Source organism: Streptomyces sp. NPDC030809, assembly GCF_055572195.1.
The window spans coordinates 1-15,193 of sequence record NZ_JBVIDV010000041.1; the positions used below are offsets into that span (position 1 = coordinate 1).

Annotated in this window: 12 protein-coding genes; 5 read left to right on the forward strand and 7 right to left on the reverse strand. The window is 74.5% G+C overall.

Annotated elements, in window-relative coordinates; translation table 11 throughout:
* Positions 1-281 precede the first annotated feature (281 nt).
* The 3 genes from ACZ407_RS33965 to ACZ407_RS33975 form a co-directional block, all read right to left on the reverse strand.
* The gene (locus ACZ407_RS33965) at positions 282-1,892 is read right to left on the reverse strand and encodes a transporter (protein WP_468135215.1); all 1,611 of its coding nucleotides are present in this window, start codon (positions 1,890-1,892) and stop codon (positions 282-284) included.
* Positions 1,889-2,710, reverse strand: coding sequence for an ABC transporter ATP-binding protein (locus ACZ407_RS33970; RefSeq protein WP_468135217.1), 822 nt, complete (start codon positions 2,708-2,710; stop codon positions 1,889-1,891). Before ACZ407_RS33970 ends, ACZ407_RS33965 begins: the two co-directional genes overlap by 4 nt.
* Before the next feature lie 112 nt (positions 2,711-2,822).
* Positions 2,823-3,488, reverse strand: coding sequence for a bifunctional DNA primase/polymerase (locus ACZ407_RS33975; protein ID WP_468135219.1), 666 nt, complete (start codon positions 3,486-3,488; stop codon positions 2,823-2,825).
* A gap of 314 nt (positions 3,489-3,802) precedes the next feature.
* Between ACZ407_RS33975 and ACZ407_RS33980 the strand changes: the two genes are divergently transcribed.
* Together ACZ407_RS33980 and ACZ407_RS33985 are read left to right on the forward strand one after the other, a co-directional pair.
* Entirely contained in the window at positions 3,803-5,185 is a 1,383-nt protein-coding gene (locus ACZ407_RS33980) for a transcriptional regulator (protein WP_468135220.1), read from the forward strand.
* A 604-nt stretch (positions 5,186-5,789) separates the two neighbouring features.
* A complete protein-coding gene (locus tag ACZ407_RS33985) occupies positions 5,790-7,592 on the forward strand; it encodes a hypothetical protein (RefSeq protein WP_468135221.1) in 1,803 nt (600 codons plus the stop codon).
* Positions 7,593-7,647: 55 nt separating this feature from the next.
* Here ACZ407_RS33985 and ACZ407_RS33990 read toward each other — a convergent pair whose 3' ends face one another.
* Positions 7,648-8,991, reverse strand: a complete 1,344-nt coding sequence (locus ACZ407_RS33990) for an ABC transporter substrate-binding protein (RefSeq protein WP_468135223.1) — start codon at positions 8,989-8,991, stop codon at positions 7,648-7,650.
* Between the two features lie 179 nt (positions 8,992-9,170).
* On the opposite strand from ACZ407_RS33990, the gene ACZ407_RS33995 reads away from it, so the two are divergent.
* Both ACZ407_RS33995 and purU read left to right on the forward strand, forming a co-directional pair.
* Complete coding sequence (locus ACZ407_RS33995; RefSeq protein ID WP_468135285.1) at positions 9,171-9,614, forward strand: SCO4402 family protein; 444 nt, start codon at positions 9,171-9,173, stop codon at positions 9,612-9,614.
* Between the two features lie 191 nt (positions 9,615-9,805).
* Positions 9,806-10,681 (forward strand): formyltetrahydrofolate deformylase, encoded by an 876-nt coding sequence (purU, locus tag ACZ407_RS34000; protein WP_468135225.1) that lies wholly within the window; start codon positions 9,806-9,808, stop codon positions 10,679-10,681.
* A 54-nt stretch (positions 10,682-10,735) separates the two neighbouring features.
* On the opposite strand, the gene ACZ407_RS34005 is transcribed toward purU, so the two are convergent.
* Both ACZ407_RS34005 and ACZ407_RS34010 read right to left on the reverse strand, forming a co-directional pair.
* A complete protein-coding gene (locus tag ACZ407_RS34005; protein ID WP_468135227.1) occupies positions 10,736-12,115 on the reverse strand; it encodes a maleylpyruvate isomerase N-terminal domain-containing protein in 1,380 nt (459 codons plus the stop codon).
* Positions 12,112-12,675: a sigma-70 family RNA polymerase sigma factor gene (locus tag ACZ407_RS34010; protein WP_468135229.1), complete on the reverse strand. Its 564-nt coding sequence runs from the start codon at positions 12,673-12,675 to the stop codon at positions 12,112-12,114. The genes ACZ407_RS34005 and ACZ407_RS34010 overlap by 4 nt, the downstream gene beginning before the upstream one ends.
* 282 nt (positions 12,676-12,957) lie before the next feature.
* Between ACZ407_RS34010 and ACZ407_RS34015 the strand changes: the two genes are divergently transcribed.
* Positions 12,958-13,482: an EF-hand domain-containing protein gene (locus ACZ407_RS34015; protein ID WP_468135231.1), complete on the forward strand. Its 525-nt coding sequence runs from the start codon at positions 12,958-12,960 to the stop codon at positions 13,480-13,482.
* A gap of 54 nt (positions 13,483-13,536) precedes the next feature.
* On the opposite strand, the gene ACZ407_RS34020 is transcribed toward ACZ407_RS34015, so the two are convergent.
* Positions 13,537-15,084 (reverse strand): class I adenylate-forming enzyme family protein, encoded by a 1,548-nt coding sequence (locus ACZ407_RS34020; protein ID WP_468135233.1) that lies wholly within the window; start codon positions 15,082-15,084, stop codon positions 13,537-13,539.
* Between the last annotated feature and the right edge of the window lie 109 nt (positions 15,085-15,193).

The following is a 15,193-nucleotide window of genomic DNA, read 5'->3' on the forward strand; positions in this document are numbered from 1 at the left end:
ACTACTCTCTTCCAACCTCGCAGGGATCCGGGCTGGGCCCTTCGGGGGCTCCGCCCCCGCACCCCCGCGCCTCAAACGCCGGCGAGGCTGGAATGTGCCCCCGCGGCTCAAGCGTCGGCGGGGCTTGGGTTGGGGGCTCCGCCCCCGGGCCCCCGCGCCTCAAACGCCGGCGGGGCTGGAATGTGCCCCCCGGCCCCCGCGCCTCAAGCGCCGGCGGGGGTGGAGTGGGGGGACTGCCCCCGGGCCCCGGGCCCCCGCGCCGTTGGGGCGGGGGCCGGGTGTCAGCCCTTGCTGACGGCGGTCAGGATTTCGGGGAGGCGCCGGGCCACGGCCGGGGCCGCCAGTCGTACGCCCGCCCATGCGACGAGCAGGCCCCAGCCGATGCCCAGCGGCAGGACCAGCCACAGCAGTGCATGATGCCCCGCCACGTGCATCCAGACCGTCAGGACGATCAGCGGAGCGCTCAGTGCGGCCGAGGCCACCATGCCGCCGAAGATGCTCAGCCAGGCCAGCCCGCCCTGCCCGGCCGCCACGTTCTTGAACGCGCCGTCCTGCGGGATCGAGTACGGGAACCGCGCCGAGGCGACCGCACCCGTGCACAGCATCCCGCCGAGCAGCCCCAGGGACAGTCCGACGGTCTCCGGCAGCGCCGCCCAGTTGCCGACCAGCGCCGCCGTGACCACCGTGACCACGACCGTGTAGGGGACGGTGATCACGGCCAGGGCCAGGGCCCGCGCCCGCAGCTCCAGGTAGGCGTCCCGCGTGCCGGAGATCGTCTGCGCGACCATCCAGAACGCCGAGGTGTCCTGCCCGAACTGGTTGTACATCTGCACGCCGAGCATCCCCGCACCCATGCACGCCAGGTACACCGACCCGGTGCCCTGGAGGGCGTTGAACACCGGCACGATCGCGCCCACGGCCAGCGAGGTCACCCAGGCCGCCTTCGTCTTCGGGTCCCGCCACACGTACCGCAGGGTCCGGTGCATCGCCGCGCCCGTCCGCCCGCCGGGCAGCAGCCGGGCCCAGCCGGAGTCCTGCCGCTCCTGCGCCGAGCGCGCCTCCTCGGCGGCGGCGATCGTGGACCCGTCCGGGGTCACCATCAGCTTCGTCAGCGACCGCTGCCAGGCCCACAGCAGCCCCGCCACGCCGAGCCCCGTCAGCAGCAGCTGCGCGGCCGCCGTCCCGTACGCACCCCGGCCCGCCGAGTCCACGGCCCCGAGCGCGGTGGCCGGCGGCAGCCAGCGCACCACGGCCGCGGCCGGTTCCAGGGACTCCAGGCCGCCCTCGCGGGCCAACTGCTGCCAGCCGAAGTTCACGAACTGCGCGCCGACCGCGATCAGCAGCCCGCTCAGCACGGCCAGATCGCGGCCCTTGCGGCTGGACAGCAGCCGGACGTTGGCGGTGGCCACCGCCCGCGCCAGGGCCACGCAGCCCGCCATCAGCAGCGGCACCGCCAGCACCCCGGCAGCGATGCCCGCGGGCCCGTGCGCGACCGCCACCACCGCGCCCACGGCGAGGCACAGGGTGAAGAACGGCCCGATGCCGATCAGCGAGGAGGTGAGCAGCGCGCCGACCAGCGGCCTCGGCCGCAGCGGCAGCATCACCAGCCGCGAGGGGTCGAGGGTCTCGTCCCCGGCGGCGAAGAACAGCGGCATGACCGCCCAGCCCAGGGCCAGCACCCCGGCCAGCAGGACCGTGACGGTGCCCGCGTGCGCGTTCCCGCGCAGCAGGACCAGTCCGAGCAGCTGGAGCAGCGCGAACAGGCCCACGAAGACAAGGGTGGCGACGAACGCCGCCCGCCGCTTCGAGGACTGCTTCAGCCCGTTGCGCAGCAGGGACAGCTTGAGGCGGACGAAGACCGGCGTCAGCTGCGCCGTGGTCGGGGAGCTCACCGGGCCGCCCCGCCGCCCAGCCAGTCCAGCGCCTCGCCCGCGTTGCGGCCCTGGGCGCCGACGAGTTCCAGGAAGGCGTCCTGCAGGGAGGGGGCCTCGCCGCGGACCTCGTCCAGCGGACCCGCGGCCCGGATCCGGCCGCCGGCCAGCACGGCCACCCAGTCGCAGAGCGACTCCACGAGCTCCATCACGTGCGAGGAGAAGACGACCGTGGCCCCCGACGCGGTGTAACGTTCCAGCACCCCGCGGATGGTCTGCGCCGACACCGGGTCCACGCCCTCGAACGGCTCGTCCAGGAACAGCACTTCGGGATTGTGCAGCAGGGCCGCCGCCAGCCCGATCTTCTTGCGCATGCCCGTCGAGTAGTCCACGACCAGCTTGTGCTGGGAGCCGGCCAGGTCGAGCACGTCCAGCAGCTGGGTGGCCCGCTTGTCGGTCTCCTCGCCCGGAAGCCCCCGCAAGCGGCCCATGTAGCCGAGGAGTTCGCGCCCCGACAGCCGCTCGAAGAGGCGCAGCCCCTCCGGCAGCACTCCGATCCGCGCCTTCACGTTCACCGGATCGGTCCACACGTCGTGACCGGCCACCTCGATCGTCCCCTGATCGGGCCGCAGAAGGCCGGTCACCATCGACAGGGTGGTGGTCTTCCCCGCGCCGTTCGGGCCGACCAGGCCGATGAACTTGCCCGCGGGCAGCTCCAGATCGATTCCGGCCACGGCCACCTGCTCGCCGAACCGCTTCCAGAGCCCCGCTATCCGTACGGCTGCGGGCGGCGCCGGTCGCGCCCCGCCCGCTTCGGCCGCAAATACCTGGTCAGGCACTGTGCGCCCACCTCTCGTGCGTTTCCCCGTTGGTCCCGCCCACCCTACGAGGGACCACGCGGTGCGCAGAAGGAGCGAACGGTCCCGGCCGCGCGCCGGGGCGCCCGCGCCCTCAGGCGCGCCGGGCCCGGGCCGCCACGGCCTCCCTGCCGCACGCGTACGCAAGGGGGTTGATGAGTTCCTCCGCGTCCGGCAGCCAGCGGTTCGCGGGGGTGGGCCGCCGCGCCCACTGCACCGCGCCCCGGCCCCCGAACCGGGTGGGCGGAGCCGGCACCCAGTCGCCCTCGCCGCGCGCCTTCAGGTCGATGGCCGAGGGCACCCAGCCGAGCTTGCGCACCAGGTCCGGGACCTTCGCCCCGGCCCCCGGCAGGACGAAGAACAGCATCCGGCGGTCCGGGGTGAGGGCGACCGGGCCGAGCGTCAGCTCCATCCGCTCCATCCGGGCCAGCGCCAGGAACCCGGCCGACTCGGGCACGTCGATGACGTCGAAGGTGCGGCCGGTGGGCAGCAGGATCGACGACTTGGGCTGCCGCTGCCAGGCCCGCCTGACCTGCACCGCGCTGCCCGTCGCCTGGGCCGCCCAGTCGTCGCGCGCCGGGTGGGCGCCGGGAGCCGCGCACTCCGGCTTCCCGCAGGAGCACAGCTCCCTGCCGTCGCCGGGCTCCAGCCAGGTGCCGGGGAACACGTCCCAGTGCCGCTCTTCCGCATACCGCACGGCTTGGTCCAGCAGCTGCTCGCCGCGCTGCTTGGGGATGGGTGCGGCTTCCGTGACTCCCATGGTCTCTTCCACGCCCTTCACAACTCCCCCCGCCACCTGGGGTTACGGGGACGGCGCCAGGCGGGGCGCACGACCACCGCTGCATCGATCCTGCACGCGGGGCGCACCGGTGCACGGGCGGGGGCGCGCGGGCGAGGAGGCTCCGGGGAGTGGGTAGCGAGACCCGTGAATGCACGGCTGAAACCCGACAACATCCCACAACCCCAGGCAAGCGAGCGCAAGAGCGCCACGTTCCGGGCAACTTCCGCATTCTCCGCATTCAGCCGGGCAGTGATCCTTCGAACGATCACCCGTGGCCTCAGGGGGTTTCTTCCATGGCAGCCAGGCCTCTCGTCGCCCGCCAGCCGAACGAACGGCTGCAGGCACTCATCCAGGAAGCCGGGTGCTCCAACGCCGGACTCGCCCGCCGCGTGAACATGTGCGGCGCCGAACACGGCCTGGATCTCCGCTACGACAAGACGTCCGTGGCCCGCTGGCTCCGCGGCCAGCAGCCGCGCGGCCGGGCCCCCGGCATCATCGCCGAGGCCCTCGGCCGCAAACTCGGCCGCACCGTCACCATCGACGAGATCGGCATGGCCAACGGCAAGAACCTGGCCTCCGGGGTCGGACTCCAGTTCTCCCCGACCGTGCTGGGCGCCATCGAGCAGGTCTGCGAGCTGTGGCGCAGCGACGTGGGCCGCCGCGACTTCCTCACCGGCTCCACCGTCGCCGCCTCCGCGCTGGTCGAGCCCAGCCGGGACTGGCTGATCACCCAGGCCGACGCGCAGGTGGCGCGGACCGCCGGCTCCCGGGTCGGGCTCTCCGACGTGGAGGCGGTACGGGCCACCACGGACGCCCTCACCGACCTCGACCACCGCTTCGGCAGCGGGCACGTGCGGCCGGTGGTCGTCCACTACCTCAACAGCGTGGTGTCGGGGCTGCTCGGCGGCTCGTACCGGGAGCCGGTCGGGAGAGCGCTGTTCGCGGCCGTGGCCCGGCTCACCGAGCTCGCCGGGTACATGGCGGTGGACACCGGGCAGCCCGGGCTCGCCCAGCGCTACTACATCCAGGCGCTGCGGCTGGCCCAGGCCGCGGGGGACCGGGCGTACGGGGGGTACGTGCTCGCCGCGTCGATGAGCCACCTCGCGGCCGAGCTGGGCAATCCGCGCGAGATCGCACAGCTGGCGCGGGCCGCGCAGGAGGGGGCCCGCGGGCAGGTCACCCCGCGGGTGCAGGCGATGTTCTTCGCGGCCGAGGCGCGCGGGCACGCGCTGCTGGGGGACGCGCGGGCCACGCAGGTGCTGGCCGGGCGGGCGCTGTCGGCGCTGGAGCGGGCCGAGCCGGAGTCCGGGGACGACCCGGTGTGGATCCGGCACTTCGACACGGCGTACCTGGCGGACGAGCTGGCGCACTGCCACCGGGACCTCGGGCAGGCGGAGGCGGCCGGGAAGCGGGCCCAGGAGGCGTTGCGGGCGCTGCCCGAGACGAAGGCGCGGCGGCGGGCCATCGGGCTGCTGCTGCTGGCGGCCTCGCAGGTGCAGCAGCGGGAGGTGGAGGAGGCGTGCCAGACGGGGGCGCGGGCGGTGGAGCTGCTCGGGACGCTGCGGACGAACCGGGGGGCGGAGTATCTGGACGACTTCCGGCAGCGGCTGGCTCCCTACCGGGAGGAGGCGGCCGTGCGGGAGTTCACGGCCCGGCTGGACCTGCAACCGGCCTGACCTCCCCGGGGCTCCGCCCCGTGGACCCCGCGCCTCAATCGCCGGCGGGGCTGGGTTTGTCCGGGGCGGGGCTCTGCGCTCCAGCGTCGGGGGCTGGGCTTGCCCGGTGGGCGGGTGCGGGGGTCGGTGGTTTTCGGGGCTCCGCCCCGGACCCCGCGCCTCAATCGCCGGCGGGGCTGGATTGGCCCGGGGCGGGGCTCTGCGCTCCAGTGTCGGCGGGCTGGATTTGCCCGGTGGGCGGGTGCGGGGGTCGGTGGTTTTCGGGGCTCCGCCCCGGACCCCGCGCCTCAAACGCCGGCGGGGCTGGATTGGCCCGGCCCTGGGTCCTGCGCCCCGGCGTCGGCGGGGCTGGATTTGCCCGGTCCTGGGTCCCGCCCCGGCGTCGGCGGGGCTGGATTTGCCCGGTCCTGGGTCCCGCCCCGGCGCCGGCGGGGCGGGATGGGCCCGGCTGGGGCCCTGCGCTGCAGCGACGTATCGGGGCGTATGTCGGTTCATCGGAAATGTTCCGGCGCGCCTGCTTGAGTTTGATCATGGGTGCGTGGTTCCCCCGCAGGGGGACCCGGTAGCGTGAACCGACGATTCCCCAGGCGGAGAAGGAGTCCCGGTGACGCAGAGCGGACAGGGGGGCGAACCGCAGTATCCGGCGGCGCAGCCCCCGCGCGAGGGCATCGTGCTGCCCGCCGACGGGTCCGGTCCCTGGACTCCGGGTGCGCCGGATGCGCAGCCTGCGGCACCCGCGGGCGGGCAGCCGTGGGGCGGCGAGTGGGGGCCGGGCCGGCCGCCGGAGCCGGCGCCCGGCTACGGGTACCCGCAGGAGCCGGCCCCCGGCTACGGATATCCGCCGCAGGCGCCCGGCGTGCCCCCGCAGCCCGGTTACGGGTACCCGCCGCAGCCCGAGTACCTCCAGGCGCCCTCCGGCACCCCCGGCTACCAGGACCCGTACGCGCAGCAGGCCGACCCGTACGCGCAGCCGCACGGCGGCGGGTACGCGGGGGCGCCGGCCGACCCGTACGCACCGCAGCAGGCGGAGCGGTACGGGCAGCAGCCGTTCCCCGGCCCGGGAGGCGCCGCCGAGGCCGTCCCGCCCGTCCCGCCGTACCCGGGCGCGGGTGGGGATGCCGAGGCGACGGCCTACATACCGCCGTTCCCGGCGCAGGCGGCGGGCACCGACGCGGAGGCGACCGCGCTGATCCCGCCGTACCAGGGCGCGGGTGCGGATGCCGAGGCGACCGCGTACATACCGCCGTTCCCGGCGCAGGCGGCGGGTGCGGACGCGGAGGCGACCGCGCTCATTCCGCCGTACCCGAGCACGGGTCCGGGTCCGGGTCCGGGTCCGGGCGCGGGTGCGGATGCCGAGGCGACGGCCTTCATCCCGCCGGTGCCGCACGGGCCCGGCGCGGGCCCCGATGCCGAGGCCACCGCCTTCATTCCGCCGGTGCCGGCCGGCCCGGGGGCGGGGGCGGGGGCGGACAGTGAGCCGACCGCCTTCATTCCGCCGGTGCCCGCCGGGCCCGCGGGCCCCCCGCGGCCGCCGGCCGACTTCGACGGGCTGTTCCGCAACGACGACGCGGCCGGATCCACCGCCCCGCTCCCGAAGATCGAGGAGCCGGTCGCCCCGCCGCGGCCGCAGCCCGGCCGCAGACAGGGCCCGCCGGCCGGGTTCGCCCCGCAGCCGGCGCCGCCCGGTTTCCACCAGCAGCCTCCCGGCCCGCCCGGGCACCCGCAGCACCCCGTGCAGCAGCAGCCGTACCCCGAGCCCGAGCCGCGCCGCACCTCCACCGGGCTGATCATCGCCGGAGTGGTGGGCCTGGCCGTGGTGGGCCTGGGCGTGGGTGCGCTGCTCGGCGGGGAGAAGGGCTCGAACAGCCCCACCCAGTCCTCGGTGGTCTCCGAGTCCTCCACCCCGACCACCGGCGGCTCCGAACCGGCCGGGGAGAAGCCCGTGGACCCGGCGAAGGGCCAGGCCGAGCAGCTCGACAAGCTGCTCGCCGACAGCAACGACAGCCGGGCCGCGGTGATCCGCTCGGTCGAGGACATCAAGGGCTGCGACAACCTGGAGCAGGCCGCGGACGACCTGCGCGACGCCGCCCGCCAGCGCGAGGAGATGGTCACCCGCCTCGACGAGCTCCAGATCGACAAGCTCCCCGACCACGACCGGCTGTCGGGCCACCTGAAGAAGGCCTGGCAGGCCTCCGCCGAGGCCGACAACCACTACGCGGAGTGGGCCGAGCAGCTCGACGGCCGCAAGAAGCTCTGCAAGGGCGGCAAGGCCCGGAGCACCGACCACGCGGTCCAGGGCAACAAGGCGAGCGGCGAGGCCAGCCAGGCCAAGCAGTCCGCCTCCGTGCTGTGGAACCGGATCGCGACCAAGTACGACCTGACCAAGCGCGACCGCAGCCAGCTCTGAAGCCCTCGGGGCCGCGGCGCGCGCCGCGGCCCCGAGGAGTCCGCAGGGCCGGGCCTCAGCTGGAGGTCGGGGCCGACTCCAGGGTGGCCGTCATGTCCATCGCGCCCTCGCCCTGCGCGACCAGCACCCCGCCCTGCACCTGCTGGAAGGTCACCCGGCCGTTGACGATGCGCGGGAAGCCGCCCACCGCCCGCATGTCCTGGTAGCGCCACCGCAGGTCGGGGGTGAGGCCCCCGGTCTTGATCCCGTCGGCGCGGTCCAGGGCGCGCGCCACCTTCCGGGCGGTGATCTCCTCGTCGCCCAGCGCCTTCACGATCTCCGCGAAGACGGTGTACGCGATCCAGGTGGTCTGGGTGCCGGTGTCGGACGGGTCCACCCGGTCGTCGCCGAACGCCTCCTTGCTGATCACCTTCCGCATGGGCTCCCACAGCGGGTCCGAGGCGACCGGGTACCAGCCGGTGACGTACGCGCCCTCGAAGGGGCCGTCCTTGCCGCCGGTGCGGTTGACCAGGCCCTGGCTGATGCTTCCGAGCACGGAGGCGATCTTCACCCGGGTGCCGTCGTCCTCCACGCGCCGGAAGGAGTCGAAGAAGGTCTCGGTGTGCTCGCCCAGGGCGGCCGTCACACAGCTCCGGCCGCTGCCGGCCCCGGCCCCGCCGGCCGAGGCGAGCCGGCCCGCCGCGTGCCCGCCGGCGCCCGCCGCCGCGAGGGCCCGGCGGGCCGCCTCGCTGTAGTCGGTCGCGTCGTCGGCGGCCCGTACGTCGGCGGCCTGCACGTCCTCGCGGCCCTTGGCGGACTTCAGCCCGGCGTTGATCAGCAGCGGGAGGGTGTCCCCGGGCAGGGTGTCGGGGCGGACCAGCGCGACCTTCGCGCAGATCCGGCCCAGCTGGTGGCCGGTGCCGGCGAGCAGCGCGGGCTGGCCGCCGTTGACGGGGTAGGACAGGGAGCTCTGGAACTCCTCGGCGGAGGCCCCGTAGCCGCCGATGAAGGGGATGCCCGCGGTCTCCAGCGGGGCGAAGTAGGCGCGGCCGTGCTGGCTGTACGAGCCGACGACCGCGACCGCGTCCTCCTCGACCGCCTTGCGGGCGCAGTCGGCGGCCCCCTTGGGGGTGTTCTCCTCGTTGCAGGTCAGCACCCGCAGCTTGTGGCCGTTGATCCCGCCGCGCGCGTTCACCCAGCGGGCGTACGCCTTGGCCATGGCGGGCATGCCGGGCATGTTGGTGGCCTTGGTGCCTTCCGGCGCCCAGGTCATGACGGTGAGGGGCTCCCCGGATCCCCCCGCGTTCCCGGGGAGCGCCCCGCATCCCCCGATCAGGGACGCGCCCACCGCCGTACACAGGGCCAAGCGGGCCGCGGATGCGATCGAGCGAGAGGGAAGCGTGCGTCGCCTGTCGGTCATGTGCATGCACAATTCCGCCCCCTCGGTAACACCGCAGTGATGTCCACTCAACGTTCGGTGACATCAAGGTGAACTACGGGGGTGTCAAGATCCCCGTATGGGGGAACGTACGATCGTCAACCGTGACATTCGTCCAAGCTTCGAAGAACTCTTCCCGTCGCGGCCGCCGCTCCTCCACCATGGGCGGCATGCCGCTCAACGACATGCCCTGGTGGCGCTGGCGCTCCAACGTGCGCTCGGCGCTCCACATGCTTTCCGACCCGGTCTTCCACGAGGAGTGCTGGCTGGCGGGCCTCGAAGGCTACGGGGACGTCACCGACGCGGTGTACCGCCTCGTCGAGGACACCTGGCTGGACAGCTGGTCCGCCGAGAAGTACGTCGGCACGATATTCCGCGACTCGCAGGAGGCCGCGCTCGTCGACGTGGCCGTCCTGCGGGTGCTGCGGATCCTGCACCAGGTCGGCCCGGACGCCCCCGTCTCCGCCTACCTCGACCACCACGGCTGGCCCGAGGCGGTCCGCGCCGCCCGCGACGCCCACGTCCGCCTGTCGGTGGCCGACGGCGAGGACCCGGACACCCGGCCCTGCTCCCTCGCCGACCTCCGGACGCTGACCTCCGCCTAGCCTCCGTCCGGCTTCCGGGCATCCGTCCGGCCTCCGTCCGGCATCCCGACGGCGATCCGGCATCCGTCCCGCCTCCGTCCCGCCATCGGACGGCTACCGCCCGGCCGCCGGCCGTCCACGGTGCGAGACGGTGCCCGCTCAGGCGGCGCACGGCTCCGAGGGGGCCGTGCAGTGTGCAAGTCTGTGGTGTCATGAGCGATGCCCAAGCCACCAGTGCGCCCCAGCAGTACGTCCTGACCCTGTCCTGCCCGGACAAGGCGGGGATCGTGCACGCCGTGTCCAGCTACCTGTTCATGACCGGGTGCAACATCGAGGACAGCCAGCAGTTCGGAGACCGTGACACGGGTCTCTTCTTCATGCGGGTGCACTTCGAGGCCGAGCCGCCGGTGACCGTCGAGAAGCTGCGCGCCAGCTTCGCCGCGATCGGCGACTCCTTCCGGATGGACTGGCAGATCCACCGCTCCGACGAGCGCATGCGGATCGTGCTGATGGTGTCCAAGTTCGGGCACTGCCTCAACGACCTGCTGTTCCGCTCGCGGATCGGGGCCCTGCCGGTGGAGATCGCCGCGGTGGTCTCCAACCACACGGACTTCGCCGAGCTGGTCGGCTCGTACGACATCCCCTTCCACCACATCCCGGTGACGAAGGACAACAAGCCCGAGGCGGAGGCGCAGCTCCTGGAGCTGGTGCGTGCCGAGAACATCGAACTGGTCGTGCTCGCCCGCTACATGCAGGTGCTCTCCGACGACCTGTGCAAGGAGCTGAGCGGCCGGATCATCAACATCCACCACTCCTTCCTGCCGAGCTTCAAGGGCGCGAAGCCGTACCACCAGGCGCATGCCCGCGGGGTGAAGCTGATCGGCGCCACCGCGCACTACGTGACCGCCGACCTCGACGAGGGCCCGATCATCGAGCAGGAGGTCGAGCGGGTCGGCCACGAGGTCACCCCCGACCAGCTGGTGGCCATCGGCCGGGACGTGGAGTGCCAGGCGCTGGCCCGCGCGGTGAAGTGGCACAGCGAGCACCGGGTGCTGCTCAACGGCTCCCGCACGGTCGTCTTCGCCTGATTCCCGGGCCGGACGCGGCCGGACGCGGCGGGCGGGGGCCCGGGCGGGCCCCGCTCACAGCCGGCTGAGGGAGGCCGCCGCGAACAGCACCTCGCGGATGGCCTCCCGGTCCCCGTGCTGTCCGGCCGCGGCCTCCTCCGGGGCGATGTGCCCGGCGGCGAGCCGGCAGAACTCCGCGGCGTCGAGCGCGATCTCCGCCACGGTGTGCTCGGCCGAGGTGGCGGCTCCCGGGGAGTCCAGGGCGATGTCCCAGGACCCGCGGCCGGCCCCCTCGATCTCCAGGCGCAGGGTGCGGCCCGGGGCGCCCGCCACGGCCAGCCCCTGCACGGGGGCCGCGAGCCCGGCCCGCCGCCGTCCGGCCAGCACGCCCGGGAGCAGCCGTGCCGCGAGGTCGATCATGCTGTGCATGTGGGCGCCCGAGGGCGGGTCGTACGGGTAGTCCACCGCGTCGGCGATGTCCACGGCGTGCACCCAGCACTCGAAGGCCCGCTCCAGGAAGGCGTCCGCGAGCGGCAGGGCGACCGCCCCGTAGTCCACGGCCAGTGCGTCCGCGCCGCCGCCCGCGAAGGACACCGTGCGCAGCAGGGTGTGGCCCTGCTCCCGCCACGGCTCGCGGACCCGGCGCCCGGCCGGGTGGGGCGCGGCGGCCCAGTACCGCTCGGTGCGCGCCTCCGGTCCCACGGCCCCGTGGTCCGGGCCCAGCGGGTCGTCCAGTCCGAGGGCGGCGGCGATCATGCCGTCCACGGCGAGCAGGTGGCCGATCACCCCGGCCACGGTGGTCCGGCGGCTCTGCGGCCCCTCGTCGGCGAACCACTTGAGCCGCACCGGCGCCTGCCACTCGGCGTCGCCGAAGTCCTGGAGCAGGGCGTCCAGGCGCGCGGTCTCCGCGTCGTACGGGGCCGCCCACGTCGGCACCGGGATCCGGGCGGGCCGCCGTACGAGGCAGCCCTCCAGCACGCGGGAGCGCAGCAGCGGGTCCAGGTCGAGGTTCTCGTCCGGGTGCAGCAGGGCCACCGCCTCCCGCAGCCGCAGGGCCTCCTCGGCGCAGGGGGCGCACTCGGTGAGGTGGTCCTCGACGGCCCGGGTCTCCTCCGCCGAGCACGCCGCCAGCGCCCACGCGCCGAGCAGGGACTTCAGCACGGCGTGCGAGCGCGGGGCGGCGGGCTCCGGGGCGTCCCCGGGCGGGGTGGCACCGGACTCCGGGTCCGGGGTGGCCGGGCCGGCGGCGTACGGGTCCGGGGCGTACGGGTCCTGCGGCCCGGGCCCCGCCGCCGGCGGGAGGTACGGGTCCGGCTCCGCGTCCGGCTCCAGGGTGGGCGGGTCGTACAGGTCGAGGTCGTCCGCCGCCCCGCGCTGTCCCGGTATCCGCGGGGCCACCGGGTCGCCGCGGTCCTCGCCCTCGCCGGGACGCCGTGCGCCGCCGGAGCCGTTCATCGGGCGGTTCCGTACCCGGGCGGGGAGCCGCCCTCGCCGGCGGGCGCGTACGCCGTGGACAGCAGCTGGAGGCCGAGCCGCAGCCGGCGCCGCGCCTCGTCCTCCGTCACGCCGAGGTCGGCCGCGGTCTGCCGGTAGTCGCGCCGCTGGAAGTACGCGAGATCGAGCGCGGCCCGCAGCGGGGCCGGCATGGACGTGACGATGTAGTCCGCGCGGGCGGCCGCCGAGGCCATGCGCACCTTCTGCTCCAGTTCCTCGCGGGAGCCGCGGCCGTACTCGGTCTGCCGCAGCCGGGCCACTGCCTGCCCCTGCGTTATCCGGGCCACCCACGAACGCAGGGAGCCCTGTTTGGGGTCGTAGGCGTCGGGGTGCTCCCAGATGTACCCGAAAACCTCGCGGGTGATCCGGTCCGCGGCCCGTTCGTCGCTCAGCACCCGGTAGGCCAGCCCGTGCACGAGCGAGGCGAAGCGGTCGTACAGCTCGCCGAGCGCGGCCGCCTCGCCGCGGGCGAGCCGCTGCTGCATGCGGCGGTCCCAGCGCGGTGGTGCGTCCTTCGCCATGGCGGCCCCCAGCCCTGTGTCGACCACTCGAATGTAATGGCCAACTGCCTTTTGGGGCCGAGTTTGTCCGAACCGGCCCCGGACCGGAGGCTTCCGTGTTAAAGCCCCCGCGTGCGCGCGGAACCGCAGGTCGGAGCGACGCGCCCCGGCGCGCGCCCCGTGCGCGGGTCGGGTGCGGCCACTTGCCCGCACCCTTCGCTTAACGTCCAGGCCATCGAGGCCGTACGCTGCCGCCTGTCTTGAACTGCACCCCACCGCACATGTGAAGGCGGAACGCCGAATATGGACAGCGCAGAGTACGAGCGCAAGATCGCCGCCCGATTCGCCACCTTCGACCAGGACGGCAACGGCTATATCGACCGGGAGGACTTCAGTGCGGCCGCCCGTGCCGTGCTGGCCGAATTCGGTACCACCGCGCGCTCCGACAAGGGCCAGGCCGTGTTCATCGGCGCCGAGGCCTTCTGGCAGGGAATGGCCGGGATCGCGGACGTGGACGGCGACCAGCGCGTCACCCGCGAGGAGTTCGTGACCGGGGCCGTCAAGCGGCTGCGGGACAACCCGGTGCGCTTCGCCGAGATCGCCCGCCCCTTCCTGCACGCCGTGCTCGCCGTCGCCGACGAGGACGGGGCCGGGGCGGCCACCCCGGCGGCCGCGGCCCGGGTGCTGCGCGTGCTGGGCACCCCGGAGGAGCTGGCGGTCCGGGTGGCCGCCGGGCTCGACGCCGACGGGGACGGCCGGATCTCCGAGGAGGAGATCCTGACCGCCTTCGCCGGGTACTGCGGGGTGGAGCCGCCGGACTCCGTCTGAGCCGGTCACGGCCCGGACCGGGGCAGGCCTCCCGGCCCGGGCCCGGCCGTGCGCTCAGGCATAGCGCTCGCGCAGCTTGTACTTGAGCACCTTGCGCAGGGTCTCGTTGCGCGGGAGGGCCTCGACCAGCTCCAGCTGCTCCGGCAGCTTGTGGGTGGCGAGGCCCGCCGCGCGCAGGTGCGCGGTGACCGCGGGCAGGGTCAGGGGCTCGGCCCCCGGGGGCTGTTCGACCACCGCGCAGACCCGTTCCCCGCGGTCGGGGTCGGGCAGTCCGATGACGGCGGCGTCGCCCACCCCGGGCAGCCGGTGCAGCAGGTCCTCGATCTCCTTCGCGGAGACGTTCTCGCCCTTGCGGATGATGACGTCCTTGCTGCGGCCGGTCAGCACCAGGTGCCCGTCGGCGGTGAGGTGCCCGAGGTCGCCGGTGATCAGGTAGCCCTCGGCGTCGAAGGCCTCCGCGGTCTGCGCGGGGTCGAGGTAGCCCCGGCAGACGGCCTCCCCGCGCAGCCGCACCTCCCCGTCGGTGCCGGGGGGCAGCGGGCTGCCGTCGGGGGCGGTGATGCGCACGGACATTCCGGCGGGCGGGCGGCCCTCGGTGGTGGCGAGCTGCTCCGGGGTGTCGTCCGGGGAGCCCATGGTGATCATCGGGACCTCGGTCATGCCGTAGCCGTGGGTCAGCGCGCAGCCCAGTTCGCGGACCACGGCGTGGTAGACCTCCGGCGGTTTGGGCGCGCCGCCGCCCGCGAGCAGCCGCAGGGTGGGGATCAGGGGGCGCTGCGGGTCCTTGCGCTGTTCGGCGAGGAACATCGAGTAGAAGGCGGTGGACCCGCCGGCGACGGTGACCCCGTGCCGCCGGTAGCCCTCCAGGGCCGCGGGCAGGGCGAACTTCTCGAACAGGACCGCAGGGAACCCGTAGAGCAGCAGCATCACGAGGTAGTCCGGCCCGCCTATGTGCGCGTACGGGAAGGCGATCGAGCCCACGTCGGCGGCGGTCAGGTGCAGGGCGTGGGCGAGGCAGGAGCCGCCGGCGATGAGCGAGCGGTCGGTGTGCAGGACGCCCTTGGGGTCGGACGTGGTCCCCGAGGTCCAGTAGATCCACCGGACGGCGGTGCCGTCGGCGGGGGGCGGGGGCAGCAGTCCCGGGTCGCCCTCGGGCAGGTCCTCGTACGCCTCGAAGACCCCGCGGGCGCCGAGCCGGCGGGCCATCGCGGTGTGGTCGAAGCCGCGCCACTCGCCGGGCACGGCGAAGTGCTCCGCCTTGGACTCGCGCAGGGCGAAGCCGGTCTCGCGGTCCCGGTAGAAGGGGATCACCGGGGACTGCACGGCCCCGAGCCGGGCCAGGGCCAGGGAGAGCAGCACGGTCTCGATGCGGGTGGGCAGCTGCCAGGCGACGACCGTGCCGGGCCGCACGCCCCGGGCGTACAGCCCGGCGGCGGTCCGTTCGGAGCGCTCGGCCAGCTGCCCGAAGGAGAGGGTGCGGCCGGTGCCGTCCTCGATGAGCACGGGGGCGTCCGGGGTCAGTGCGGCCCGGCGCGCGACCAGGTCCCAGAGGGTGCGGGACCGGCCCAGTTCCTTCGCGGTGTCCGTCGCGGTGTCCGCCATGCCCAGCCTCCAGAGCCGCCCTCGACCGAGATGTCTGACGGGTAGTCAGATCAACTGGAGAGGGTAGGGCGCGGGCGCTTGTCGGTCCAGGGGTCCCGGGGCTAGCTTG

Bases quoted from the DNA above. Each gene is read 5' to 3' on its own strand.
- ACZ407_RS33990 (WP_468135223.1), bottom strand. From the start codon at position 8,991: ATGACCGACAGGCGACGCACGCTTCCCTCTCGCTCGATCGCATCCGCG.
- ACZ407_RS33995 (WP_468135285.1), top strand. From the start codon at position 9,171: ATGGGCGGCATGCCGCTCAACGACATGCCCTGGTGGCGCTGGCGCTCC.
- ACZ407_RS34020 (WP_468135233.1), bottom strand. From the start codon at position 15,084: ATGGCGGACACCGCGACGGACACCGCGAAGGAACTGGGCCGGTCCCGC.
- purU (WP_468135225.1), top strand. From the start codon at position 9,806: ATGAGCGATGCCCAAGCCACCAGTGCGCCCCAGCAGTACGTCCTGACC.
- ACZ407_RS33975 (WP_468135219.1), bottom strand. From the start codon at position 3,488: ATGGGAGTCACGGAAGCCGCACCCATCCCCAAGCAGCGCGGCGAGCAG.
- ACZ407_RS34015 (WP_468135231.1), top strand. From the start codon at position 12,958: ATGGACAGCGCAGAGTACGAGCGCAAGATCGCCGCCCGATTCGCCACC.
- ACZ407_RS34010 (WP_468135229.1), bottom strand. From the start codon at position 12,675: ATGGCGAAGGACGCACCACCGCGCTGGGACCGCCGCATGCAGCAGCGG.
- ACZ407_RS34005 (WP_468135227.1), bottom strand. From the start codon at position 12,115: ATGAACGGCTCCGGCGGCGCACGGCGTCCCGGCGAGGGCGAGGACCGC.
- ACZ407_RS33980 (WP_468135220.1), top strand. From the start codon at position 3,803: ATGGCAGCCAGGCCTCTCGTCGCCCGCCAGCCGAACGAACGGCTGCAG.